At 64.2% G+C, this 24,920-nt stretch carries 24 protein-coding genes and 2 tRNA genes; 18 read left to right on the forward strand and 8 right to left on the reverse strand.

Annotated features, from left to right (window positions below):
* Window positions 1-5: 5 nt before the first annotated feature.
* Complete coding sequence (locus ACSQ3Z_RS15405; protein ID WP_436172192.1) at window positions 6-449, reverse strand: FixH family protein; 444 nt, start codon at window positions 447-449, stop codon at window positions 6-8.
* 151 nt (window positions 450-600) lie between these two features.
* Here ACSQ3Z_RS15405 and ACSQ3Z_RS15410 point away from each other — a divergent pair, with 151 nt between their 5' ends.
* The gene (locus ACSQ3Z_RS15410) at window positions 601-1,515 is read left to right on the forward strand and encodes a sugar kinase (protein ID WP_436172193.1); all 915 of its coding nucleotides are present in this window, start codon (window positions 601-603) and stop codon (window positions 1,513-1,515) included.
* Here the strand turns inward: ACSQ3Z_RS15410 and ACSQ3Z_RS15415 are convergent.
* From ACSQ3Z_RS15415 to ACSQ3Z_RS15425, 3 genes are all read right to left on the reverse strand, one after another.
* Window positions 1,512-2,537, reverse strand: a complete 1,026-nt coding sequence (locus ACSQ3Z_RS15415) for an aldose epimerase family protein (RefSeq protein WP_436172194.1) — start codon at window positions 2,535-2,537, stop codon at window positions 1,512-1,514. The two genes, ACSQ3Z_RS15410 and ACSQ3Z_RS15415, sit on opposite strands and share 4 nt — an antisense overlap.
* Before the next feature lie 110 nt (window positions 2,538-2,647).
* Window positions 2,648-4,105: an NAD-dependent succinate-semialdehyde dehydrogenase gene (locus ACSQ3Z_RS15420; RefSeq protein ID WP_436172195.1), complete on the reverse strand. Its 1,458-nt coding sequence runs from the start codon at window positions 4,103-4,105 to the stop codon at window positions 2,648-2,650.
* A 202-nt stretch (window positions 4,106-4,307) separates the two neighbouring features.
* Window positions 4,308-5,258: an AEC family transporter gene (locus ACSQ3Z_RS15425; protein WP_436172196.1), complete on the reverse strand. Its 951-nt coding sequence runs from the start codon at window positions 5,256-5,258 to the stop codon at window positions 4,308-4,310.
* A 167-nt stretch (window positions 5,259-5,425) separates the two neighbouring features.
* On the opposite strand from ACSQ3Z_RS15425, the gene ACSQ3Z_RS15430 reads away from it, so the two are divergent.
* The 9 genes from ACSQ3Z_RS15430 to ACSQ3Z_RS15470 all read left to right on the forward strand — a co-directional run bounded on the left by ACSQ3Z_RS15430 (window position 5,426) and on the right by ACSQ3Z_RS15470 (window position 12,988).
* The gene (locus ACSQ3Z_RS15430; RefSeq protein WP_436172197.1) at window positions 5,426-5,974 is read left to right on the forward strand and encodes a histidine phosphatase family protein; all 549 of its coding nucleotides are present in this window, start codon (window positions 5,426-5,428) and stop codon (window positions 5,972-5,974) included.
* Window positions 5,975-6,202: 228 nt separating this feature from the next.
* Window positions 6,203-6,277: transfer RNA gene (locus ACSQ3Z_RS15435), tRNA-OTHER, on the forward strand.
* 1 nt (window position 6,278) lies between these two features.
* Window positions 6,279-6,345, forward strand: a tRNA-Met gene (locus ACSQ3Z_RS15440).
* Between the two features lie 375 nt (window positions 6,346-6,720).
* The gene (locus ACSQ3Z_RS15445) at window positions 6,721-7,860 is read left to right on the forward strand and encodes a slipin family protein (RefSeq protein WP_436172198.1); all 1,140 of its coding nucleotides are present in this window, start codon (window positions 6,721-6,723) and stop codon (window positions 7,858-7,860) included.
* A 178-nt stretch (window positions 7,861-8,038) separates the two neighbouring features.
* The gene (locus tag ACSQ3Z_RS15450; RefSeq protein ID WP_126054139.1) at window positions 8,039-8,320 is read left to right on the forward strand and encodes an acyl carrier protein; all 282 of its coding nucleotides are present in this window, start codon (window positions 8,039-8,041) and stop codon (window positions 8,318-8,320) included.
* A gap of 56 nt (window positions 8,321-8,376) precedes the next feature.
* Entirely contained in the window at window positions 8,377-9,567 is a 1,191-nt protein-coding gene (locus ACSQ3Z_RS15455; protein ID WP_436172199.1) for a beta-ketoacyl-ACP synthase, read from the forward strand.
* A gap of 86 nt (window positions 9,568-9,653) precedes the next feature.
* Window positions 9,654-10,925: a beta-ketoacyl-ACP synthase gene (locus tag ACSQ3Z_RS15460; protein WP_436172200.1), complete on the forward strand. Its 1,272-nt coding sequence runs from the start codon at window positions 9,654-9,656 to the stop codon at window positions 10,923-10,925.
* A gap of 36 nt (window positions 10,926-10,961) precedes the next feature.
* Window positions 10,962-11,990, forward strand: a complete 1,029-nt coding sequence (locus tag ACSQ3Z_RS15465; protein WP_192183558.1) for a zinc-binding dehydrogenase — start codon at window positions 10,962-10,964, stop codon at window positions 11,988-11,990.
* A gap of 2 nt (window positions 11,991-11,992) precedes the next feature.
* Window positions 11,993-12,988, forward strand: coding sequence for a lipid A biosynthesis lauroyl acyltransferase (locus ACSQ3Z_RS15470; protein ID WP_436172201.1), 996 nt, complete (start codon window positions 11,993-11,995; stop codon window positions 12,986-12,988).
* Window positions 12,989-13,110: 122 nt separating this feature from the next.
* Here ACSQ3Z_RS15470 and ACSQ3Z_RS15475 read toward each other — a convergent pair whose 3' ends face one another.
* Entirely contained in the window at window positions 13,111-13,542 is a 432-nt protein-coding gene (locus ACSQ3Z_RS15475) for a L,D-transpeptidase (RefSeq protein ID WP_436172202.1), read from the reverse strand.
* A gap of 220 nt (window positions 13,543-13,762) precedes the next feature.
* Here ACSQ3Z_RS15475 and ACSQ3Z_RS15480 point away from each other — a divergent pair, with 220 nt between their 5' ends.
* From ACSQ3Z_RS15480 to ACSQ3Z_RS15500, 5 genes are all read left to right on the forward strand, one after another.
* Window positions 13,763-15,043: an acetylornithine deacetylase/succinyl-diaminopimelate desuccinylase family protein gene (locus ACSQ3Z_RS15480; RefSeq protein WP_436172203.1), complete on the forward strand. Its 1,281-nt coding sequence runs from the start codon at window positions 13,763-13,765 to the stop codon at window positions 15,041-15,043.
* Between the two features lie 146 nt (window positions 15,044-15,189).
* Entirely contained in the window at window positions 15,190-16,668 is a 1,479-nt protein-coding gene (locus ACSQ3Z_RS15485; protein WP_436172204.1) for an ABC transporter substrate-binding protein, read from the forward strand.
* Window positions 16,669-16,918: 250 nt separating this feature from the next.
* The gene (locus ACSQ3Z_RS15490) at window positions 16,919-17,866 is read left to right on the forward strand and encodes an ABC transporter permease (protein WP_436172205.1); all 948 of its coding nucleotides are present in this window, start codon (window positions 16,919-16,921) and stop codon (window positions 17,864-17,866) included.
* Complete coding sequence (locus tag ACSQ3Z_RS15495) at window positions 17,863-18,732, forward strand: ABC transporter permease (RefSeq protein ID WP_436172206.1); 870 nt, start codon at window positions 17,863-17,865, stop codon at window positions 18,730-18,732. Before ACSQ3Z_RS15490 ends, ACSQ3Z_RS15495 begins: the two co-directional genes overlap by 4 nt.
* Entirely contained in the window at window positions 18,729-20,351 is a 1,623-nt protein-coding gene (locus tag ACSQ3Z_RS15500; protein WP_436172207.1) for an ABC transporter ATP-binding protein, read from the forward strand. The genes ACSQ3Z_RS15495 and ACSQ3Z_RS15500 overlap by 4 nt, the downstream gene beginning before the upstream one ends.
* Window positions 20,352-20,369: 18 nt before the next feature.
* On the opposite strand, the gene ACSQ3Z_RS15505 is transcribed toward ACSQ3Z_RS15500, so the two are convergent.
* Window positions 20,370-20,801, reverse strand: coding sequence for a TerB family tellurite resistance protein (locus tag ACSQ3Z_RS15505; RefSeq protein WP_436172208.1), 432 nt, complete (start codon window positions 20,799-20,801; stop codon window positions 20,370-20,372).
* A gap of 232 nt (window positions 20,802-21,033) precedes the next feature.
* Between ACSQ3Z_RS15505 and ACSQ3Z_RS15510 the strand changes: the two genes are divergently transcribed.
* The 3 genes from ACSQ3Z_RS15510 (at window position 21,034) to ACSQ3Z_RS15520 (ending at window position 22,713) form a co-directional block, all read left to right on the forward strand.
* On the forward strand, window positions 21,034-21,204 hold the full coding sequence (locus tag ACSQ3Z_RS15510) for a hypothetical protein (protein ID WP_006203375.1): 171 nt from the start codon (window positions 21,034-21,036) through the stop codon (window positions 21,202-21,204).
* 243 nt (window positions 21,205-21,447) lie between these two features.
* A complete protein-coding gene (locus ACSQ3Z_RS15515; protein WP_436173915.1) occupies window positions 21,448-22,218 on the forward strand; it encodes a helix-turn-helix domain-containing protein in 771 nt (256 codons plus the stop codon).
* A gap of 75 nt (window positions 22,219-22,293) precedes the next feature.
* The gene (locus ACSQ3Z_RS15520; RefSeq protein WP_436172209.1) at window positions 22,294-22,713 is read left to right on the forward strand and encodes a VOC family protein; all 420 of its coding nucleotides are present in this window, start codon (window positions 22,294-22,296) and stop codon (window positions 22,711-22,713) included.
* 4 nt (window positions 22,714-22,717) lie between these two features.
* Here the strand turns inward: ACSQ3Z_RS15520 and ACSQ3Z_RS15525 are convergent, their stop codons facing one another.
* Complete coding sequence (locus ACSQ3Z_RS15525; protein ID WP_436172210.1) at window positions 22,718-24,193, reverse strand: cobyric acid synthase; 1,476 nt, start codon at window positions 24,191-24,193, stop codon at window positions 22,718-22,720.
* Window positions 24,193-24,807 carry a dimethylsulfonioproprionate lyase family protein gene (locus tag ACSQ3Z_RS15530; protein ID WP_436172211.1) on the reverse strand — a complete coding sequence of 205 codons (615 nt, stop codon included), beginning with the start codon at window positions 24,805-24,807 and terminating at the stop codon, window positions 24,193-24,195. Before ACSQ3Z_RS15530 ends, ACSQ3Z_RS15525 begins: the two co-directional genes overlap by 1 nt.
* Window positions 24,808-24,920 lie beyond the last annotated feature (113 nt).

The raw sequence follows: 24,920 nt of genomic DNA on the forward strand, positions 1-24,920 counted from the left end.
CTAGTTCACAGCACCAAATTGAAGACGACCGTATCGGAGCCGGCCGCCGCGGAAATGGCGAAACGCAATTGCCACCAGCCGCTCATGGTGAATTTCAGCCCATCGATACGGTAGCGCCCCTCTCCCAGATAGTCGGTCGCCTGCGGGCTGGTCGGCAGGCCGTGACTGTGCAGCGGCATGCCGCCGGAAACCGTGATCGCAGCACCCTCCACCGGCACACCCTTGACCGTCTTCAGCGTCAGCAGCCAGGATTGCAGTTCGCCCTGCCTGACGACGCCGCGCTCCGGTTGGAAACTGGCGACGAACAGCCCGTTCGCCGTCGTCTTCGAGCGCGACGTGTCGGCACCCGGCGCCGTCTGCGGGGCGGTCAGGTAGACGATCGCCAGTATGCCGACCAGCAAGGCGGCCAGACCGAGGCCCGCGAGAAGATAACGCCATAGGGATGCCAAACCGGTTCCTTTTCCAAGACAACGTTGTAGCGGGCGGATCGCGTCCCCACCGCTGTGGGAAAACGCTTCTGGCGCAAAAAACGGCCTGCGCCAAGCATGGCGCTGCCGGTCGCAAAAAGCTACAGCAGCAAAATTATCTGGAGAGAGATACATGGCGGGAATCGCCTCGGTCGGTGAGTGCATGCTCGAGCTGTCGGGCCAGGCGGGGCCGAACTGGCGCTTGGGCTTTGCCGGAGACACGTTCAACACGCTATGGGCGCTGCATGCGCTGAGCAGCGACCGACCAGCAACCTACGTTTCTGCCTTCGGCGACGACCCGTTCTCGCAGGGGCAGATCGCTTTCTTCGCCGAAAATGGCATCGGCATCGGCCAGAGCCCGGTCATCGCGGGCGCCCGGCCCGGCCTTTATGCCATCACACTGACCGGCGCCGAACGTGCCTTCACCTACTGGCGCGCCGACGCTGCCGCCAGGCAGCTTGCCTCGGATCCGGCCGCACTGGCAAAAAGCCTTGAAGATCAGGCGCTTGTCTACTTTTCTGGAATCACCCTCGCAATTCTGGACGATGCCGCGCGCAAGACATTGCTGGCGGCGGTGGCCAAGGCCCGCGCTGCCGGTTCGCTCGTCGCCTTCGATCCCAATTACCGGCCACGCCTGTGGCGCAATCGCGAGGACGCGCAGGCCGCAATCCTCGAAGCGCTTGCCGTCACCGACATCGCCCTGCCGACCTTTCCCGACGAGCAGATGCTGTTTGGCGATACCACGCCGCAGGCGACCGCTGAGCGGCTGGGAAAGCTGGTTGGCGAAGTCGTCGTCAAGAACGGCGAGGAAGCGGCGCTTATCGCGACGAACGGAGCCTTTCAGCTGGTTCCAGCGGTGCATGTCGCAACCCCTGTCGACACGACCGGCGCCGGCGATTCCTTCAATGGCGGCTACCTCGCTGCTCGGCTCGCCGGCCACGCTCCCGAAGCGGCTGCACAACGCGCGCATCGCGTCGCCGCCGCCGTCGTGCAAGTGCGCGGCGCACTGGCACCATTCGAGACCCTAAGGATTGCTTTCGCAACCTAAGGCAAACGGAACCGGTATTCCGTCACCTGATGGTAGATCTGGCCCGGCCACAGCGTGGCTTGCGGGAAATAGGGCCGGTTCGGCGCATCCGGCCAGACCTGTGCTTCCAGGCAGAAGCCCGAGAAAGCCTTGTACTGGCGCCCGTCCAGCCCTTGCGAGGACGGCGTCAGGTACTGGCCGGTATAGAGCTGCAGGCCGGGCTCCGTGGTCCAGACCTCCATCTCGACGCCGGAAGTCGCCCCTTGCGCCCAGGAAGCCTGCTTCAAAGGGCCGCGTGTCGGAGCGAGGCAGAAATTCAAATCGTAGGGAAGCTGCTCGCCCTCGCTTTCCATGCGCAGCGGTCGCGCCTGGCGGAAGTCGAAGGGTGTGCCGTCCACCGGCTTGACCGCGCCGGTCGGGATCATCTCGCCATCGATCGGCGTGTAGGCGCCGGCATTGAGCATCAGCCGGTGGTCGAGGATGTCGCCGTCGCCGCCATCGTCGAGGTTGAAATAGGAGTGCTGCGCGAGATTGCACAGTGTCGGCTCCTCGCAGGTCGCGGTCAGTTCGACGCTAAGCGTCCCTGGGATCTTCAGCCGGTAGGTGCAGGTCACGTCGAGCGCGCCCGGAAAGCCCATCGTACCGTCGGGGTCGTGCAGGGTCAGTGTGACGAAATCCCTACCATGCAGCGAGACGGTCCATGGCCGGTGGAAATAGCCTTGCGAGCCGCCATGCAGCGTGTGCTTGTCGAGGAAGTTGCGCTCCGTCTGGTAGCGATTGCCGGCAATGGTGAAGCGGCCGTCGCGGATGCGGTTGGCAAAGCGCCCGACGACCGCGCCGAAGAACGCCCTGTCGGTCTCGTACGGCTCGAAACGGTCATAGCCCAGTACCAGCGGCGCATCGTGTCCGGAGAGACGCAGATCCTGGATGATTGCGCCAAGCCCGATGATGTTGGCGGTGAGGCCGCCGCCACGGATGGTGAAGCGGCGGACGGCGTCGCCCGCCTGCGTCGTACCGAAGACCTCGCCGTCCTTCATCGTCATGCCCGAAAGTCAGTTCGTTGATCTATCGACTTCGGCCGGTTGTCGTCTTTCGGCCGGGTTTGACGTATCGAAAGGGCAGGCTTACGCCTGCCCCACTCTTCCGATGGCCATCAGAGGCCGAGGCCGCCGATGCAGACATATTTTGTGTCGAGATAGTCCTCGATGCCCTGATGTCCGCCTTCCTTGCCGAGGCCCGATTCCTTGACGCCGCCGAACGGCGCTTCCGGCGTGGTGATGAGACCCTCATTGACGCCGACCATGCCGTATTTCAGCCCTTCCATGACCCGGAAGGCGCGGCCGAGATCGCCGGTGTAGAAATAGCAGGCAAGGCCGAATTCGGTGTCGTTGGCCAGAGCGACGGCCTCTTCCTCGGTCTCGAACTTGAACACGGGCGCGACCGGCCCAAAGATCTCTTCCTTCATGAAGCGCATCTTCGGCGTCGCGTTGGCGATCACCGTCGGTTGGAAGAACGAGCCGCCCAGCGCATGGCGCTTGCCGCCGGCGACGACCTTGCCGCCCTTGGACGTCGCGTCGGCGATCATCTCCTCGACCTTCTCGACCGCCTTCTCGTCGATCAGCGGCCCCTGCTGCACGCCCTCTTCGAGGCCGGAACCGACCTTCAGTCCGTCGCTGGCGGCCGCCAGCTTCTCGACGAACTTGTCATAGACGCCGGCCTGTACCAGGAAGCGGTTGGTGCAAACGCAGGTCTGGCCCGAATTGCGGTACTTGGCAGTGATCGCGCCGGCGACGGCACGCTCGATATCGGCGTCGTCGAAGACGATGAACGGCGCATTGCCGCCGAGTTCCATCGACACTTTCTTGACGGTCACCGACGACTTCTGGATGAGCATCTTGCCGATCTCGGTCGAGCCGGTGAAGGTGATCTTCGACACCAGCGGATTGGCGCAGATCTCGTCGCCGATTTCGGCGGCAGCACCGGTCAGGATGTTGACGACACCCTTGGGGAAGCCGACTTCCTCGGCGAGCGCACCCCAGGCCAGGCCGGAATAGGGCGTCTGCGTCGCCGGCTTGACCACGGCGGTGCAGCCGGCGGCCAGCGCCGGGCCGAGCTTGCGGGCGAGCATCGAGGACGGGAAATTCCACGGCGTGATGGCGGCGATGACGCCGACCGGCTCCTTGGTCACCAGGATGCGGCGGTCCGCCCACGGCGACGGCACGACGTCGCCATAGGTGCGGCGGCCTTCCTCGGCGAACCAGAGGATATAGGACGCGGCCGAGCCGATCTCGCCCTTGGATTCGAACAGCGACTTGCCCTGCTCGATGGTCAGGAGTTCGGCCAGCACGTCCTGATTGTCCATCATCGCATCGTGCAGCTTGCGCAGCAGCTTCGAGCGCTCGAGCGCGGTGGTCTTGCGCCAGGTCTTGAAGGCCTCATGGGCGGCCTCGATGGCGCGGCGGGTCTCCGCCTTGCCCGACTTCGGCACGGTGCCGATCTTGAGGCCGGTGGCCGGGTTGTTGACGTCGAGCGTCTGGCCGCTGTCGGCCTGCACCCATTCGCCGTTGATGAGATTGGCCTGCCGCATGAAATGGCTGGTTTTCTGAAGCATGGTCTAACCTCCGTTCGGCGCAAGTGGCGGGCCGGTCGCTGGATTCTTCGGTGGAGCGTGCGCAATGGCCTCGAAGCCGGCACGCTGGGGCACTGCTCTTTACCTAGGGCAAGCCCCGCAAGCAATCGCAATATGGCATATAGGGGTTAGGCCAGAGAAGGCGAGAGCAGCGCTCCCCAGGCTCCCGTCCGGGAACACGATCCTACCCGAAAATGTGGACGACTACGGTCAGCCAAAACGCCGTGGTGACCACCGCGCTCGCGGTGGCGATGGTCATCTGGTTCGACGCCAGAGCCTGGCCGGTGTTGAACTGTACGGCGATGAGATAGGTATTGATGCCGGACGGCAGCGCTGCCACCAGGACCGCCACCTTCGCCGTCAATGGCGGCATGCCGAACAGCCAGACCAGGCCGAGCACCAGCCCCGGCATCAGGAACAGCTTCAACGCCGACAAAGCGAGCGCCGGCCGGACATTGCCGGAGATGCCGAAGCGGCGCAGGCTGAGCCCCATCGCGAACAACGCGACCGGCCCTGCCGTGGCGGCCAGCGCATCGACCAGCCGCATGACCAGATCGGGCAGCGGCGCCCCAGTGATGCGCCAGGCAAGCCCCACCAGGATGCCGATGATCAGCGGATTGACGAACAGCCGCCATAAGAAGCTCTGGATGACGCGCAGCGGATGCACAGGCTCGTTGCCGCCGCGGCCGAACATCTCGAACAGGATGATCGAGGCCGCCATCGTGACCGGCAGGTGAATGGAAACCAGCAGCGACAATACCTCGAACCCGTCCTGTCCAAAAATGCCGAGGATGAAGGGGGCTCCCAGCAGGACCACATTGGAATAGGCCGACGAAACGCCGCCGACCACGCCGGCGCGGGCGTCTCTCTCGAATATTCGCGTGGTGACCAGATGGCCGGCGGCCCAGGTGATGGCGAACGCCGTGAAATAGGCGCCCCACAGCGACCATGGCGCCACGCCATGGAAGTCCGACTTCACCATTGTCTGCAGCAAGAGCAGCGGCATCGCCACGTTGATGGCGAATTCGGAAATGCCCTCGCCGCTCGCCGGCTTGAGATAGCCGGTGAGCCCGGCCAGATAGCCGAGCGCGACAAGGCTGAAGACAAAGAGGACGGTTTCGGTGAGCGGAGACATTTTTCCCGTGATAGGCGAGCCCTGAGTGCGGCGCAATCGCCCTGCCCTTCCAAACCGCATTGGCGCGGAAACGGGCCCTTTGACCCGTACTTGTCTTTCAGCCGGCTTTGCCGTCCCTATATGCCGGTCACCGGACCACCTGCCGGCGACCGGGAGAAAGATAACTGATGGTTCGATTTCTGCTGGCGCTGCTCCTGCTTGTCGTTCCCGCCGCGGCCCACGCCACGGATGCCGGCTGGGCGCTGCTGCGCGACGGCGGGCATGTCGTGCTGCTCCGCCACGCCATGGTCACCGGTACCGCGGATCCGGCCAATTTCGACATCGCCAAATGCCCGACCCAGCTCAATTTGTCGGCGCGCGGCCAGCAGCAGGCAAGCCGGATCGGCGCGCTGTTCGCCGCTCGCGCCGCCCCGATCGAGCGCGTGCTCTCCAGCCGCTACTGTCGCTGCCTCGACACCGCCCGCATCGCCTTCGAGGCCGAACCCGAGCCCTTCGCGCCGCTTGATCTGCTGAAGACCGATCCGGCGGAGAAAGCCGCGCAGCTAGCGGCGGTGATGACCGAGATCCGCGGCTATTCCGGGTCCGACAATCTGGTCCTGGTCACCCATCTGGAGAACATTGTCGCTCTCACCGGCGTGTCGCCGCGCGAGGGCGAAGCGGTGGTGGTCGAGCCGCAAGGCGACGGCCTGCGCGTGCTCGGCCGCGTCACCTTCTGACGGCACCGAAGCCCCCGCCGGGCGCCGAGCAAGTGTTGCCGAAATGCCACCATCGAAAGAAGCCGCAAATTAGCCGCGACAATGCCGCTTGCGACAACCCGTCGCAGGGGCTATAGGCGCGCTCCCGGTCACGAAAACCGAAGCGAGCACAACGGCTGGAGCTTTCGCCTCCGCCCGCGCAGGTGGCTTTGCCGCCCTGTGTACGGCGCCGTTTCGGGGATTGGGGCCGCGGATGTAGCTCAGGGGGGAGAGCGCCGGATTTGGGTCCGGAGGTCGGGGGTTCGAGTCCCTTCATCTGCACCACGGATAGCTCAGTTTGGGTAGAGCATCAGACTCATAATCTGACGGTCGAAGGTTCGAATCCTTCTCCACTGGCTGACAGGCCACCACCCTTTCACGGTGTTATCTGAAAAAACGGTCCGGGGACCGGAATGCTGAAGACCTGACGGACGGCCCAAGCCTTCGGGCGCGGGCCGTATCGAAAGGTCTGACGCCATCGGCTCGCGGCCAGGCCCGCGGTGACGGTCAAGGCGCAGCGTCGCCGGCAAGGGAGGCCAAGGCCTCCGGCGCCCGCTTCGCTGCCTCGCGATCCGCTCCCGAAGGTCCGCCGCGGATTGGTGCCACCGGTCCCCGGATCATTCGTGCCGGGACGTGAAGCAAGAGACGACGTGAAACGAGAAACGAAAAGGAAGATCGACGCATGACTTGACGCCTCGCATGGGGCCATGCCCGACAGGAGTAACACAATGACCATTCTCGATAAGGTTCTTGGACGCGAGCGCGTCCTTGTTAAGGAAAACGAGCGTGCCGTCACCCTCTACAAGGGTGAGATCAAGGCTGTCCTGATGCCGGGCGAACACTGGCTCGCCAACCGGCGCCAGAGCCTTGAAGTCGCGCGGCACGATCTGAAGAACCCGGAATTCGTTTCGGCGTACGAGAAGGCGTTGTTCGACAAGCTCCCGGATGTGGCCGCGCGTCATTTCACCGTCGTTCGCACCGGGCGCACGGATGTCGCCGTCATCGAGCGTGACGGCAATCTCCATGCCGTCCTGGCGCCGGACCGCAAGCTCGTGCTGTGGACGGATGCCGGACCGTGGAAGGTCACGATGGTCGACACCTCGGCCGATCTTGCGATTGATCCGGCGGTCATGCGCCGGCTCGGCCAGGCCCGGAAGACGGAACTGATGTCCGTCCATCCGGTCGTCGACGGCCAGGCCGGACTGCTGTTCGTCGATGGTGTCCTTGTGCGGACGCTCACGGCGGGCGTGCATGCGTTCTGGAATGTCGGACGCATGGTGCAGGTGAAGGTCGTCGACCTCAAGCGCCAGTCGCTCGATGTCGCCGGGCAGGAAGTGCTGACCAAGGATCGCGTCACGATCCGCGTCAACATCGCTGCCGAATACCGGGTCGTCGATCCGGTCAAGGCGGTGAGCGCTGTGAAGGACTTCGCCGAAGCCCTCTACCGCGCCCTGCAGTACGCCTTCCGCAAGACGCTTGGCGCGCTGACGCTCGATCAGATCCTCGAGAAGAAGGTGACGATCGACGAGGAAGCGGCGGCCAAGGTCCGCGCCGACATGGCCGAGATCGGGGTCGAGGTCAGCGATATCGCGCTCAAGGATGTCATCCTGCCGGGCGAGATGCGCGAAATCCTCAACCAGGTGGTTTCGGCCGAAAAGCAGGCCGAGGCCAACGTCATCCGCCGCCGCGAGGAGACGAACGCGACGCGTTCCCTCCTCAACACGGCCCGGGTGATGGCCGAGAACCCGGTGATGCTGCGTCTGAAGGAGCTCGAGGCTCTGGAGACCATCGCCGGCAAGGTCGAGCGGCTGACCGTCCACAACGGCACGGGCGGGCTGCTGAACGACCTGGTCAAGCTCCGCGACTGAGCTGACCTGACGTCAAATGGGAAGGGCCGCCGGGCAAACCGGCGGCCCTTCTTGTCTTTGCAAGGGAGGCATCCCATCTGCGCCCGGCGTATCAGGCCTTTTCCTGCCCGGAAAAACCGATTAGACAGCGCCCAAACAAGATGCGGACAGATTCCGCCCGCAACCGAAGGAAGAGCCCTTGTCCACCACGTTCGACAAAGTCGCCAAGATCATCGCCGACACCAGTGAGATCGATATCGAGACGATCACGCCCGAAAGCCACACCATCGACGATCTCGGCATCGACAGCCTCGATTTCCTCGACATCGTCTTTGCCATCGACAAGGAATTCGGCATCAAGGTGCCGCTGGAAAAGTGGACGCAGGAAGTCAATGACGGCAAGGCCTCGACCGACGATTACTTCGTCATGAAGAACCTGTGCGCCAAGATCGACGCGCTGGTCGCCGCCAAGAACGCCTGACGTCTGCTGAGCGCGTGACCTTGACGCGCTCTGCCGCCTGACCCACAAAGCCGCCCATGAACAGCCCCCGCGACGTCGTCATCACCGGCATCGGCCTTGTCTCTTCGCTGGGAGAAGGTCCGGATGCGCACTGGCTAAAGCTCGCCCAGCCGGGCCTGCAGCCGGTGCTGGAGGCCGCGCGCTTTGCGCCTTACACCATCCACCCGCTGCCCGAGATCGACTGGAACCTGCAGATCGCCAAGCGCGGCGACCAGCGGCAGATGGAGACCTGGCAGAGGCTTGGCACCTATTCCGCCGGCCTTGCGCTGGACGATGCCGGCATCAAGGGCAATGACGAGCTTTGCGCGACCATGGACATGGTGGTGGCCGCAGGTGGTGGCGAGCGCGACGAGGCGGTCGATGCCGCGATCCTCGCCGCCTCGGAAAGCCGCAACGACCGCGACGTGCTGCTCAACGAGAAGCTGACCACGGAATTGCGCCCGACCTTGTTCCTGGCGCAATTGTCCAACCTGCTCGCCGGCAACATCTCCATCGTCCACAAGGTCACCGGCTCGTCCCGCACCTTCATGGGCGAGGAAGGTGCCGGCGTCGCCGCCGTCGAGACGGCCGCCGCGCGCATCCGCTCCGGACAGTCGACGCATGTGCTGGTTGGCGGCGCCTTCCAGACCGAACATTCCGACATGCTGCTTGGCTATGAACTGGCCGGCTATTTGCATCGCGGCGCCTGGAAGCCGGTCTGGCAAAGACAGGGCGGCGAAGGCGGCGGCGTGGTGACCGGCTCCGGCGGCGCCTTCCTGGTGCTTGAGCAGCGCGAGCACGCGCAAAGCCGTGGACGCAAGATCTACGCCGAACTCGGTCCGGTCGTGTCCGGACGCGCCAGGCGGCGGCTCGGCGAACTCGATGCCGAGATCGCCACGCTGCTCAGCCAGGCTGCATTGCCTGACGGTGAATTGCTCGCGATCTCAGGCGCTTCCGGCGCCCATGCCGCTACCGCCGCTGAGAAGGCCGTGCTGGACGCCCATCCGACGATTGCCGTGCGCGCGTTCTCGACGCTGACCGGCCACATGAAGGAAGCGCAGTTCCCCTTCGCCGTGGCGCTGGCAGCGCTGGCCGTCGACCGCAAGGCCGCCTATCCCGCCTTCGATGCCACGGTCGAAAAGCCGTTCGCTGGCGTTCCCAGGTCAGTGCTTGCAACGGCGATCGGCTATCACCAATTCGAGGGCATGGGGCTGATCAAAGCGGCCTAGACCATGATCCCAAAAAGTGGAATCCGGTTTTTGGATAAGATCATGGTCCAGCAAGAAATATCCGACCAGGGCTGTCAGGACAAAACATGGCCAATCTGAACGATCACATGGGCAGGCCAATCGTCGCCGTTACCGGTATCGGCGTGGTGACGTCGCTCGGCGTCGGCACGGCCGACAACTGGGCGGCGCTCACATCGGGCAAATCGGGCATCCATCCGATCACCCGCTTTCCAGTCGATCACCTGAACACCCGCATCTCCGGCATGGTCGACTTCCTGCCGTCGAGCTCGCAGGGTTCCAGCCCCCTCACCTATGAGCTGGCCGAAACCGCCGCGCGGGAAGCCGTCGCGGAAGCCGGTCTCGATTCCGGCGATTTCGGCGGACCGCTTTTCCTCGCCTCGCCGCCGGTCGAACTCGACTGGGCCGACCGCTTTTCGCTCTACAATTCCGACAAGCAGGACGCCGGCGCCGAAAGGCTGCTGCGCGTCGCGCGCGCCCTGAAGGAACTCGATATCTTCGAGACCACGCAGTTCGGCTCGATCGCCGACCGGCTGGCCGACAGCTTCGGCACGCGCGGCTTGCCGATCACGCTGTCGACCGCCTGCGCCTCCGGCGCCACGGCGATCCAGCTCGGCGTCGAGGCGATCCGCCGCGGCGAGTGCGACAAGGCGCTGTCGATCGGCGCCGACGGCTCGGCGACTGCCGAGGCGCTGATCCGCTTCTCACTGCTGTCGGCGCTGTCCACCCACAACGACATCCCCGAAAAGGCCTCAAAACCCTTCTCCAAGGATCGCGACGGGTTTGTGCTTGCCGAAGGCGCCGGCGCGCTGGTGCTGGAATCGCTGGAGGCCGCCCTTGCCCGCGGCGCCACTATTCTCGGCATCATGCGCGGCTGCGGCGAGAAGGCCGACGATTTCCACCGCACCCGCTCCAAGCCCGACGGGTCGCCGGCAATCGCCGCGGTGCGCGCCGCGCTCGCCGATGCCGGCCTTGGCGAAGACGAGATCGACTATGTCAACGCCCACGGCACCTCGACGCCGGAAAACGACAAGATGGAGCATCTGTCGCTGTCGACCGTGTTCGGCGAGCGCATCGGCTCGATGCCGATCTCTTCGAACAAGTCGATGATCGGCCACACACTGTCGGCGGCCGGCGCGGTCGAGGCGGCATTTTCGCTGATGACCATGCGCGAAAGCGTCATTCCGCCTACCATCAACTACGACAATCCCGATCCGGCGATCGTGCTCGACGTGGTGCCGAACAAGAAGCGCAATGCCGAGGTTGGCACCGTCTTGTCGAATTCCTTCGGCTTCGGCGGCCAGAACACTTGCCTTGTCATGGCGCGGGAACCGGTCTAAGCGAGCGCTTTCCGCTCAACAGATCCGACAGGCTCCATGCGCGCACTGCAACTTATCGAGGACCGCCGTCTTGAAACGGTGGACCTGCCGCCTCCCCCGCCGCCCTCGCTCGGCGAGGTGACGCTGCGCATCAAGGCCGTGGCGCTGAACCATATCGACGTCTGGGGCTGGCGCGGCATGGCCTTCGCCAAGCGCAAGCTACCGCTGGTCGTCGGCGCCGAAGCCTCGGGCGAAGTCGAAGCCGTCGGTCCCGGCGTTTCCAGCCTTCTGCCCGGACAATTGGTGTCGATCTATGGCGCACGCACCTGCGGCCTTTGCCGCGCCTGCCGCGAAGGCCGCGACAATCTCTGCGAGCACGTTTCCGGCGTTCACGGCTTCCACCTCGACGGCTTTGCCCAGGAGAAGATCAACCTGCCGGCGCGGCTTCTGGTCCCCGCTCCGCCCGGGGTCAGCGAGATCGGCGCCGCTGTCGCGCCGGTGACCTTTGGCACGGTCGAGCACATGCTGTTCGATAATGCCAGGCTGCAGCCCGGCGAGACGATCCTCGTCCATGCCGGCGGCTCGGGCATAGGCTCCGCCGCCATCCAACTGGCGAAGAAGATGGGCTGCACCGTGATCACAACGGTCGGCTCGAACGACAAGATCGACAAGGCGAAGGCGCTTGGCGCCGACCATGTCATCAACTACCGCGACGACCGTTTCGAGGGCGTGGTGCGCAAGTTGACCAAGAAGAAGGGCGTCGACGTCGTGTTCGAACATGTCGGCGCCGATACCTTTGCTGCCTCGATGCTGTGCCTGAAGCGCGGTGGCCGCCTGGTGACCTGCGGCTCGACTTCGGGTGTGTCGACGCAAATCAACCTGATGCAGCTTTTCCAGCAGCAGCTGAAGCTGCTCGGCTCCTTCGGCTGCCGCATGGAAAACATGGCCGACGCCATGCAGAAGATGGCGGCGGGCCTGGTCGCACCGGTGATCGACACCGAAGTCGGCTTCGACGACATCGACGCTGCGCTGAAGCGCATGGAAGGCCGTGACGTGTTCGGCAAGATCATCCTGCGCGTCGACTAGGAATGGTCGGCAGAGCCTTCAAGAAAGTCCGTAGGGACCTGGCGTTTCGCTACGGCCGGCGGCTTCGCCAGATGGAGCACTGGCTGGTCGCGCGCGTCGCGATGACGATCATCTCGCTGCTGCGCCTCTTGCCGCCCGACAGTGCGCTCAACTTCGCCGACCGCGTCGCCCGCCGCATCGGCCCGCTGGTCGGGCGCCATCGCGTCGCGACCAGCAATCTGCGTCTCGCCTATCCTGAGAAAAGCGATGCCGAGATCGAAGCCATCGCCCTGGACATGTGGGGCAACATGGCGCGCCTTGCCGCCGAATATATCTTCCTCGATGCGCTCTTCGACTACGACCCGAAAGCGACGACGCCGGGCCGGGTCGAGGTTCGCGGCGTCGAGCATTTCCTTGAGATCGCCAGCGAGGAAAAGCCGCACATCCTGTTCACCGGCCATCTCGGCAATTTCGAACTGCTGCCGGTGGCCGCCGCCACCTTCGGCATGAAGATCACAGCGCTGTTTCGCCCGCCCAACAATCCCTATCTGGCCGACTACATCCATTCGACCCGCCGTTCGACGATGGGGGCCTTGCTGCCCTCTTCCACCGGCGCTTCATTCGCGCTCGCCGCGATCCTCGAGAATGGCGGCAATATCGGCGTGCTGGTCGACCAGAAATTCTCGAGCGGGCTGGAAACGACCTTCTTCGGCCGCCCGTGCCAGAGCAATCCGGTGCTGGGCATGCTTGCCCGCCACTATGATTGCGACGTCTATCCGGCGCGCTGCGTGCGGCTACCGGGCAACCGGTTCCGGCTCGATATCGAGGACAAGCTGGCCTTGCCGCGCACCAAAAGTGGCAGCGTCGACGTGCCGGCCACCACCCAGCTCCTCGCCGATGTGGTCGAGCGCTGGGTGCGCGAGGATCCGGGACAGTGGATGTGGTTCCACAAGAGGTGGGAAATCAGCGGCCGGCGTCGCCGCCAGCGCGGGCGGGCAATGGACGCTGCCCGCCAGTAGCCACAAGAGCAATTCCAGGAAAAGTGTGGAACGGTTTTCCGTCAGGAATTGCGTCAAAACAAACAGATAGAGCGGTTCTGCGTTTCCGTGAAACGACGAACCGCTCTAGCGTCGAACCGGGCTTAATCGGTGACGACGATCCGCGTGTTGCCGTAGCCGACTTCCTTCACCATCGAATAGAAGGTCGCAGCATTGGAGGTGTGCAGGCGCACACAGCCATGCGACGCCGGACGCCCGAGATACTTCACCGCGCCGGTGCCGTGGATGGCGTAGCCGCCACGGAAGAACACCGAATACGGCATCGGCGACATATCGTATTTGCGCGAATACCACATCCGGGCAGTCCATTGCGGCCGGTAGTTGCCGCGCGGCGTAATGTAGCCCCTGCGGGCGGTGGATACGCTCCACCGGTAAACCACCTGCCCATAGCGGCTGACGGTCATCGTCTGCGAAGATATGTCGATGCTGGCGACGAGAGCGGCTGCCTTGCTCTCGATCGAAGTGCCGAACAGCGCCGTTGCCAGTATTGCCGCCATGAGAACGGTCTTTTTCATGCGATCAAACCCCTTTGACGCCCTTGCCCGCTGCCATCACGCTGTTTTTCATGCTTTTAATGGCAGGTGAATGAAGTAACACACACTCATTGATAAAATAGCCAAGCTAAAGCAGCGCATTTGAACGATTTTCCCGTCATAGTTGCCGCGGCGACACGCAATTGCAGCGGCTTCAGCATCACGCTTGCAAAGTGACCCGGTTCGCTGCTCAAATCCCGGAATGAACGAACGACTCCTCAAGGCCGTGGACGAGCGCGTCGACGACCTGGTTGCGCTGACCGCCGAGCTGATCCGCTTTCCGACCATCAATCCGCCGGGTGAGGCCTACAGGCCGTGCGCGGAATACATTGGCGCGCGGCTGAGGAAGCGCGGCTTCGAAACCGCGTTCATCCGCGCCGAAGGCACGCCCGGCGACACCGACCGCTATCCGCGCGTCAATGTCGTCGCCCGCTTCGACGGCCGCTCGCCCGGCGCCTGCGTGCATTTCAACTCGCATATCGACGTGGTCGAGGCCGGCGAAGGCTGGAGCGTCGATCCTTTCGCCGGCCTGGTGAAGGACGGCAAGGTCTACGGCCGCGGCGCCTGCGACATGAAGGGCGGCTTGGCCTCCTCCATCATCGCCGCCGAGGCTTTCATGGAGGTCTTCCCGGATTTTCCCGGCGCCATCGAGATATCAGGCACGGTCGACGAAGAGTCCGGCGGCTTCGGCGGCGTCGCCCATCTGGCGAAGCTCGGTTATTTCTCGAAACCCAAGGTCGACCACGTCATCATCCCGGAGCCGCTGAACAAGGACCGCATCTGCCTCGGCCATCGCGGCGTCTGGTGGGCGGAGATCGAAACCAAGGGCGAGATCGCGCATGGCTCGATGCCGTTTCTCGGCGACAATGCCGTGCGCCACATGGGCGCTGTGCTGCAGGCTTTCGAGGACGAATTGTTTCCGGCCCTCGATCGCAAGATAACGCGCATGCCGGTCGTGCCCGAGGGCGCCAGGCGCTCGACCATGAACATCAATTCGATTCATGGCGGCCAGACCGAGGATTTCCGCCCTGGTCTGCCCTCGCCCAACGTGCCCGATTCCTGCCGGCTGACCATCGACCGCCGCTTCCTGCTCGAAGAGGACCTTGCCACGGTCAAAAGCGAGGTGACCGGCATCCTCGAGCGGCTGAAGCGCGAGCGCAAGAAATTCGACTACGAGATCCGCGACCTGATGGAGGTGCTACCGCTGATGACCGAGCGTGACGCGCCGGTTGTGAAGGCGGTAGCACAAGGGATCATGGCAATCTTCGATCGTGAACCGGATTATGTGATTTCGCCCGGCACCTACGACCAGAAGCACATCGCCCGCATCGGCCACATCTATGACTGCATCGCCTATGGCCCGGGCATTCTCGACCTCGCCCACCGGCCCGACGAATGGGTAGGCATCGCCGATATGGTGGAATCGGCCAAGGTGATGGCAATCGGACTCAACGTGCTGCTGCGCGGCACGGTCGCGGGATAATCCGCCAACAAAGAGGTCAGCGCCAATCGACCACGCGATTCAGGAAAAACATTCCCCCTGGCGCTACCCGGCAGCACGAAACGCAATTTACTCCACCTCGAAATCACGCTTCTATCCACCCGGTTTGAGCATATGGGAGTTGCACGATGAAATTGTGGAAAACCATTCTTGCCGCTGCGGCCTTGGCGCTTGCCGCCAGCACCTCGTCATTTGCCGCGCGCACCGATCTGGTCATCGGCATCCCGCTCGAACCGCCGCATCTCGACCCGACCGCGGGTGCCGCGGCGGCGATCGACGAGGTGCTCTACGCCAATGTGTTCGAGGGCCTGACCCGCATCGGTCCGAACGGCGAGGTGCTGCCTGATCTCGCAGAGAGCTGGGCCATTTCCGATGACGGCAAGGTCTACACCTTCAAGCTGCATACCGGCGTGAAATTCCACGACGGCACCGACTTCAACGCGGACGACGTGAAATTCTCGCTCGACCGCGCCCGCGCCGACAATTCCGTCAATGCGCAGAAGGGTCTGTTCGCGGCCATAGACAAGGTCGAGGTGGTGGACCCGGCGACCGTGAAGGTGACACTGAAGAACCCGCAAGGGTCCTTCCTCTACAATATGGGCTGGGGCGACGCGGTGATGGTGGCGCCGGAATCCGCCGACACCAACAAGGAAAAGCCGATCGGCACCGGCCCGTTCAAGTTCCAGAGCTGGGCCAAGGGCTCGTCGATCACGCTGGTGAAATCCGACAATTACCGGGGCGCGCCCGTGGCCCTCGACAAGGCCGAGTTCCGCATCGTGCCGGACGCCGCGGCCGCCGTGCCGGCGCTGCTCTCCGGCGACATCCAGGCCTTTCCGTTCTTCGATCCCGACAGCGTCGCCCAGGTCAAGGACGACCCGCGCTTCAAGGTGGTGATCGGCTCGACCGAGGGCGAGACCATCCTGTCGATCAACAACAAGAAACCGCCCTTCGACAAGCTGCAGGTCAGGCAGGCGATCTCCTACGCGCTCGACCGCAAGGCGATCATCGACGGTGCCTCGGCCGGGCTCGGCGTGCCGATCGGCTCGCACATGTCACCAGCCAACAAGGACTATGTCGACCTCACCGGCCGCTATCCGCATGATGTCGCCAAGGCCAAGGAACTCTTGAAGGAGGCAGGCCTGGAAAGCGGCTTCAAGGCAACGCTGAAATTGCCGCCGCCTTCCTATGCGCGGCTCGGCGGCGAGATCATCGCCTCGGAGCTTCGCGACGTCGGCATCGATCTCGAGATCATTCCGGTCGAATGGGCGCAGTGGCTGGATCAGGTGTTCACCAAGAAGGACTACGACCTGACCATCGTCTCGCACACCGAGCCCAACGACATCGATATCTATTCGCGCAAGGACTACTACTTCAACTACGACAATCCGGCCTTCGACAAGATCATCGCCGACCTCAACCTCACCTCCGACGAGGCCAAGCGCAAGGAGTTGCTGGGACAGGCGCAGAAGATCCTGGCCGACGATGCGGTGGTCGGTTTCCTCTACGAATTGCCGAAGGTTGGTGTGTGGGATGCCAAGCTGGAGGGGCTCTGGGAGAATGCGCCGATCCAGGCGAATGACCTGACCAAGGTGAAGTGGAGCGAGTGAGACTGTTGGCCAAAAGGCGACGCTTGCGCTCTGTCACACCCCCCTCTGTCCTGCCGGACATCTCCCCCGCAGGGGAGATTGAGCTCTCGCCGCTGCTTTCGCCAATTTTCAACGCTGCATTAGCGCCAGCGCTCGAACTGCCGATCTCCCCCCTTGCGGGGGAGATGTCCGGCAGGACAGAGGGGGGTGGGCGGGAACGCTACCTTTGCCCGCTCGTTGCACCAGGCCGAACAGCAGTCCCGCGTCTCCCATGACCGCCTACCTCCTCAAACGCCTCGCCATCGCTCTCGCCACGCTAGTACTGGCCTCGATGGTGGTGTTCGCCGTGCTGGAGATCATCCCCGGCGATCCGGCGCGGCTGATGCTGGGCCTGAATGCCAGCGCCGACCAGATCGAGGTGCTGCGCGACCAGATGGGCCTCAATGCGCCTCTCGCCATTCGCTACCTGCACTGGGCCGGCGGCTTGCTCAGCCTCGATTTCGGCCGCTCCTACACCTATTCGGTGCCGGTCATCGATCTCGTGCGCGAGCGCATCGTCGTCTCGCTGCCGCTGGCGCTGATCGCGCTCGCTCTCTCCACAATCATTGCCATTCCGGTCGGGCTCTACTCCGCCAGCCGGCGCGGGCGGGCCGGCGATGCGATTGCCATGGGCGCCACGCAGTTCGGCGTCGCCGTGCCTAACTTCTGGTTCGCGCTGATGCTGATCTATCTCTTTGCCGTCTGGCTGCGGCTGGTGCCGGCGGGCGGCTTTCCGGGCTGGAGCGCCGGTGTGTGGCCGGCACTGAAGTCGCTGCTTTTGCCGGCCGTCGCGCTCGCTCTGCCGCAGGCGGCGATCCTGGCGCGTGTCGCCCGCTCGGCGCTGATCGAGGTGCTCAACGAGGACTATATCCGCACCGCCCGCGCCAAGGGCCTGCCCTATCGCGCGGTGCTGTGGCGGCATGCGCTGCGCAACGCCATGATCCCGGTGCTGACCATTCTCGGGCTGCAATTCGCTTTCCTGCTCGCCGGCACCATCATCATCGAGAATGTCTTCTATCTGCCTGGCCTGGGACGCCTGGTGTTCCAGGCGATCACCCAGCGCGACCTGATCGTCGTCGAAAGCGTCGTCATGCTGCTGGTCGCCGCCGTCATCGCCGTCAACCTCCTCGTCGACCTCTCCTATGCGGTTGTCGATCCGCGCCTGAGAAGCCGGCAATGACGCTGCACGTCGACATCCCCGAAGGGACCCTTGCCGGTATTCTGGCCAAGGCGTTCCGCAATCGATCGTTCCTGATCGGCCTCGTCATCACAGCTCTGGTGGCGGCGGTGGCGATCCTCTCCTATGTCTGGACGCCCTACGACGTCACCAGACTGGTGATATCGAACAAGACGCAAAGCCCGTCGCTGGCGCACTGGTTCGGCACCGACCATTTCGGCCGCGACATCCTGTCGATGATCATGGTCGGCGCCCGCAACTCGATTGCGGTGGCGCTGGTCGCGGTCGGCATCGGCATGGGCGCCGGCGTGCCGCTCGGCGCCTTTGCCGCGGCGCGCGGCGGCCTCGTCGACGAAGTGCTGATGCGCATGAACGATCTCGTCTTCGCCTTCCCGGCTCTGCTTTCGGCGATCATGATCACCGCCATCTTCGGACCTGGCGCCATCAATGCCATCATCGCCATCGGCATCTTCAACATTCCGGTGTTTGCGCGTGTCGCCCGTGCCGGCGCGCTGGCGATCTGGCCGCGCGAATTCATCCTCGCCGCGCGCGCCGCCGGCAAGGGCAACACTCTGATTACCATCGAACACATCCTGCCCAACATCGCCACGCTGCTGCTGGTGCAAGGCACGATACAGTTTGCGCTTGGCATCCTTGCGGAGGCCGGGCTTTCCTATGTCGGCCTCGGCGCCCAGCCGCCGATGCCAAGCTGGGGCCGCATGCTGTTCGACGCCCAGACCCGCATGGTGGTGGCGCCGTGGATGGCAATCTTCCCGGGTATGGCGATCGTCGTCACCGTGCTCGGCCTCAATTTGCTCGGCGACGGCATCGCCGACATCCTCGACCCGAAATCGCGGCGGCAGCGATGAGCCTGCTCGAGATCGAGAACCTGTCGCTGGCGATCGGCGACACGCCGATCCTGAAGGGAGTCGACCTCTCTGTCGCGCCTGGCGAAGTGATGGGGCTGGTCGGCGAATCCGGCTCCGGCAAGTCGATGACGGCGCTGACCGTGATGCAGCTTCTGCCGTTCGCGGCGCGCGCCACCGGACGCGTGACTTTCGACGGCATCGACATTCTTGCCGCGAGCGAAGACCAGATGTGCGCGCTGCGCGGCGACGACATCGGCATGGTGTTCCAGGAGCCGATGACGGCGCTCAACCCGGTCAAGACCATCGGCGAGCAGGTTGCCGAAGGCATCCGCTGGCACACAAGGTCAAGCCGCGCCGAGGCCGAGGACCGGGCGCGAAAAATGCTCGACCGGGTCGGCCTACCGGCAGCACAATTCCCGCTGTCTTGCTATCCGCACGAGCTCTCCGGCGGCCAGCGTCAGCGCGTCGTGATCGCCATCGCCTGTGCGCTGAAGCCGAAGCTTTTGATCGCCGACGAGCCGACGACGGCACTCGACGTGGTGCTGCAGGCGCAGATCCTCAACCTGCTGCGCGATCTCGTCGCGGAAAACCGCATGGGCCTGCTGCTGATCTCGCACGATCTCGCGGTGGTGACCGAGATGGCCGACCGCATCACCATCCTGCGGCATGGCGAGGTGATGGAGGCCGGCGATACCGCGCGCACACTGTCGGAACAGTTCCACCCCTACACGCGCCAATTGGCGCAGGCCTCGATGCATGTGCCGGCCCGCCCCAGAACGCACGCTGCTGGCTCGGCCAAGCCACTGCTTCAGGTCGAAGGCTTGACGCGCGACTATCATGGGCGCCGCAGCTCGCTGTTCAAGCGCGCCACACCGGTCCGCGCCGTCGACGACGTGTCCTTGTCGATAGCGCCCGGCCAGTCGGTGGCGCTGGTCGGCCGCTCCGGTTGCGGCAAGTCCACGCTCGCCCGCATGATCCTGGCGTTGGACAAATCGACTTCAGGAACGATCCGCTTTCGCGGCGAGACCATCACTGGCAAGAGCGAGGCGGAACTCAAGCCGGCGCGGCGCGACATGCAGGTGGTGTTCCAGGATCCTTACGGCTCCTTCGACCCGCGCCAGAAGGTCGAGAAACTCGTGGCCGAACCGCTGCATGTGCTGGACAAGAAGCCAGCGCCTGCGGAGCGCCGCGAGATGGTGGCGCATGCGCTGCACGAGGTCGGCCTCAGCCCGCGCGACATGGACAAATACCCGCATGAGTTTTCCGGCGGCCAGCGCCAACGCCTGTCGATCGCCCGCGCCATCATCACCCGGCCGAAGCTGGTGGTTGCCGACGAACCAGTCTCGGCGCTCGATGTCTCGATCCGCGCCCAGATCCTCGACCTGTTCGCCGAGCTCAACCAGAAGCTCGGCATCGCCTATCTGTTCATCACCCACGACCTGACCGTCGCCCGCGCCATCACCGACGAGGTGCAGGTCATGCATGACGGCAGGATCGTCGAGCGCGGCAAGACGAGCGAGGTGCTGGATCATCCGCAATCGGAGGCGGCCAAGGCCCTGGTCGCGGCAGCCCCGGATTTGCATCGGGCAATCGCGCGGCGGCTGCAGGAACAGGGGTGAGCCGCCGTCGATGCTGGCCTATTCTTCCGGCTTCACCACATCGACCGGACTGATGTCGAGCAGATCCAGCGTACGCCGCAACAGCCGCACCTCGCTCTCGGCCAGTTGCGAGTTGGCCTTGGCGATCTCGGCCATGTGTCGGGCGAGCAGCTTGCGCCGCTCGACGTCGAGGTCGCGGAACAACGCAACGGCCTGCGAGCCATTGGTCTCGTAGCCGAACTCGTTGAGATATTCGATGACGTTGTCGATGCTGGCCTCGGGAATGCCAAAGGCCTCCTTGCAGATGCGGCGGAAGGCGACCATTTCGCTCTCGCTGACCGAGCCGTCGGCCAGGATCATGCGAAACAGCATCAAGAGTTCCGCTGACAGCACCGGGTCGTCAGCGACCTTGCGCACGCCGGGATCGCCTTCGAAAATCGAGCGTATCTGGTCAAGCAATGCGAACGCCATCAGAGCCCCTTTCCAATTCCTGTCCAATAGTTAGCGCGGAATCGCCTTTGCGCAAACGGGTAGCCGTCGTCGAACGCGCGCAATTTTCTTCCCAGTCGAAACCCTCCTCGCCCCGCGTGGCGCTGGCGACAACGCGCCTGGCCAACCCGGCGAATCCGCTGCGCACCTTGATTGGTGAATGACTGCGCGCCTGATAGAATGCCGACGTACGAATCATGTTGGAGGACCACACATGAATCTTAGTGCACCTACTCAGCTTATTTTCATTATTGCCCTTGTCATCGCCATCATCGGCGTTCTCGCTGCTCTTGGCGTTCTTGCGTTCATTCCCCTCGCATCAGTTTGGATTGTGCTCATCGCCTACATCGTGCTTGCCGGCGGCTGCATGATGCGCGGCGCCTGATGCGTGTCGCCCAAAAGTGCGCAGCGGTTTTGGGACAACCACATGCATGAAAACATAGGCTTGAAGCGCGTCGCATGAATCTCTTTGGACGCCACGCGCTTCAAGCACTTCAAGATCTCAGGTAACCGAAGCGCCCGGTCCCAAGCCGGCGCTTTTGATTTTGGCACATGGTCTGCTAGGTTCCTTGCCGAAGGAGACGCCGTGGCCGCCGATAGCGAACAGCCTGATCCGAGCCGGTTCGAGATGGTGCGTCGCCCGCCCGGCCCGCAACTCCAGGGCGTGGTCACCGACATGTGCGGCTACCGCGAGACGATCTCGGGCCATTTCCGCAACGTCGAATATGCCTCGCTGACCGTGCCGCTGGTCATCAGCTTTGCCGAGCCCTTCGCCATCGGATTGGGCAAGGATCCCGGCGACAATGACCGCTTCGCCAGTTTTGCCGCCGGCCTTTTTGCCGGGCCGGTGGTCATCAAATCCTTCGGCGGCGCCTGCTGCGTGCAGATCAATTTCACGCCGCTCGGCGCTCGCCGCTTCTTCGGCCAGCCGATGAGCGAATTGACCGACCGTATGGTCGGCCTCGACGACGTGCTCGGTATCGAAGGCATCGCGCTGCGCGAAAAGCTCGGCAATGCGCGTGACTGGAACGCACGCTTTGCCATTGCCGAGTGTTTCGTCTCTTCCCGGCTTGCCTCGACGTATCCCATGCAGGCCGAAATCGGCTGGGCCTATGACAGCATCATCGCCTCCGGCGGGCGCATGCGCGTCGCCACGCTGGCTGGAAGGCTGGGCTGGAGCCGCAAGCACCTTGCGGGGAAATTCTACGATGCGGTCGGCATCGGCCCGAAGACGTTGTCGCGCATCGTCCGCTTCAACCGCGCGCTTGGCCTGTCGAGACAGGACAACGGCGATTGGGCCGACATCGCCGCCGATTGCGGCTATGCCGACCAGGCGCATCTGGTGCGCGAGTTCCGTGATCTGGCCGGCGAGACGCCGACCGCAATCGCCGCCTGGTAACATTTCTTCAAGACGCCGCAGCGACCTTCGCCCAGACTGGGTTATCGACCAACCCTAATTGAAGGAGGTTCCCCGATGCCCACGACCAGCGAAGCGCCCCGGCTCTACCCTGCCCTGCGCTACAAGAACGCGGCAAGAATGATCGACTGGCTCGGCGATGCTTTCGGCTTCACCGTCCGCGCCCGCTATGGCGAGGGCGACATTGTGCACCACGCCGAGCTCGTCTTCGGCTCGTCGATGATCATGCTCGGCACCGCGCGCGACGACGATTACGGCAAGATGGTCGGCGAGCCGGGCTCGGGCGGCGGCAAGTCGATCTATGTCGCCGTCGAGGATGCCGACGCCGCTTATGTCCGAGCAAAGAACGCCGGCGCCACGATCATCCAGGAACTTGTCGACCGCGATTACGGCAGCCGCGAATTCATCTGCCGCGATCCCGAAGGCAATGTCTGGTCCTTCGGCACCTACTGGCCGAAGGCCGGCGAAAAGGCGTAGGCAGCTAACGAGCCAGCGCAAAAATCGCGTCGCAGTCGAGATGGGTTTCCAGTTCGGCCGCGACCTCGTCCAGCGCCCGTTCGACCTCGGCGCGATAGTCGATGCCGCCACCCCTGACGCCAAGGCTTTCCAGGAATTTCGTCCGGAAGGCGTCGGCGGAAAACAGCCCGTGCAGATAGGTGCCGACCACCTTGCCGTCGGCGGAGACCGCTCCGTCCTCGACGCCATTGATGATCGCCGACGGCCGCGCCATATCGGGACCGGTGGTGCGGCCGAGATGGATCTCGTAGCCTTCGAGCGGCAGATCGAACTGCAGCGAGCGGGCGCTGGAATTGCGCACGATCTTTTCCGGCTCCATCACCGTTTCGAAGTCGAGCAGGCCGAGGCCTTCTGCCTCGGTGACACTGCCTTCGATGCCGTCGGGGTCGCGCACCATGCGACCCAGCATCTGGAAGCCGCCGCAAATGCCGACGACATGGCCACCGCGTTTGCGATGCGCAAGAAGGTCGCGATCCCAGCCATTGTCGCGGAATTTCAGCAGATCGCCGATCGTCGACTTGGAGCCGGGAATGACCACCAGCCCGGCGTCTTCCGGGAGCCGCTGGCCGGGCGGCACGAACACGACCTCGACCTGCGGTTCGGCCTTGAGCGGATCGAGGTCGTCGAAATTGGCGATGCGGCCGAGCATCGGCACAGCCACCTTCAGCGCACGCTTCTCGCCGGACGCCAGTCTTTCGAGCACCACCGAATCCTCCGACGGCAGCCGCGCCGCCGCCTTCAGCCACGGCACGACGCCGAAGCAGCGCCAGCCGGTGAATTTTTCGATCGCCTGAATGCCGTCGTCGAACAGCGAGACGTCGCCGCGGAACTTGTTGATGAGGTAGCCGGCGATCATGCGCCGGTCCTCTTCCGGCAGGATCAGATGCGTGCCGGCGACTGAGGCGATGACGCCGCCGCGATCGATGTCGCCGACCAGGATGACCGGCACGTTGGCGCGCGTCGCAAAACCCATATTGGCGATGTCGCGGCTTCTGAGATTGATCTCGGCCGGCGAGCCCGCGCCCTCGACGATGACGAGGTCCGCGCCCTCGCCGACCTTCGCCCAAGACTCCAGCACGGCATCCATCAGCCGGCCCTTCATCGCCTGGTAGTCGCGCGCCCGCGCCTCGCCGAACACCTTGCCCTGCACCACCACCTGCGAGCCGATATCGCTCTGCGGCTTGAGCAGCACAGGGTTCATGTGGACCGACGGCGCGACACCGCAGGCGATCGCCTGCAGCCACTGCGCACGGCCGATCTCGCCGCCGACGGCACGGTTGTCGCCGGGAATCTCGGCGACGGCGGCATTGTTGGACATGTTCTGCGGCTTGAACGGCCGCACCTTCAGCCCGCGCTTCTTCGCCACGCGGCACAGGCCCGCGACCAGCACCGTCTTGCCGACATCCGAGCCCGTGCCTTGCAACATGATCGCTCTGGCCATCACGCCCTGCCCTGCGCGACGGTGCCGGGAATGGTCGACTTCTGCGCCAGCGGCCCGCCGCGCCAGATATAGAGCGCCAGCAGCGGTTCCTTGCCCGTCCGCATGGCATGGCTGACGTCGGACGCGTGATGAATCACTTCGCCCGCCTCGCGCACGCGAAAGCCACCCTCGCCGATGCGCCATTCAGTGCCGCCGGTCAGCAGTGCGTAGATCTCCTCGGCAATGTGATGGTGGTCGGGATAGACGATGCCCGGCCCGAGGATCAGCAGCCCGGCCGCGACCTCGGCATTGATGAAATGGCCGCGCGTGCCGAACACCTCCAGCCAGCCATATTTTTCCAGGAATTCCGCGCCGAAATCGGTCACATTATAGGTCTGCCCCCAGCGAAATTCGTTCCGGCGCCGGGCCAGCAGCCGCACCAGCGGCCTGGCGTTGGCCGGAGCAAGCTCGACGATACGGTCGAGTTGGTCAAGGCAAGGCAGCGCATACGGCGCGAGCGCACGGGCCGGCATGTCCCAGTCGATTTGCGCCACGGCGTCACGCACCAGCGAGCTGTCCACCGTATCCAGATACTCATGGAAGCCATCGAGGAGGTCATCGAAATTTGTCGGCACTCTATGCTCCGCTGATCCACTCGCGCACAGCCGCTTCGCCGATCGTCGGGTTGCGCGGCGGCATCATTGGTCTAGATTGAGCGGCGCGCAAAGCCAAAAACGACAGGCCAGCA

Source organism: Mesorhizobium sp. LjNodule214, from assembly GCF_964252735.1.
In the GTDB taxonomy this organism is placed as follows: Bacteria; Pseudomonadota; Alphaproteobacteria; order Rhizobiales; family Rhizobiaceae; genus Mesorhizobium.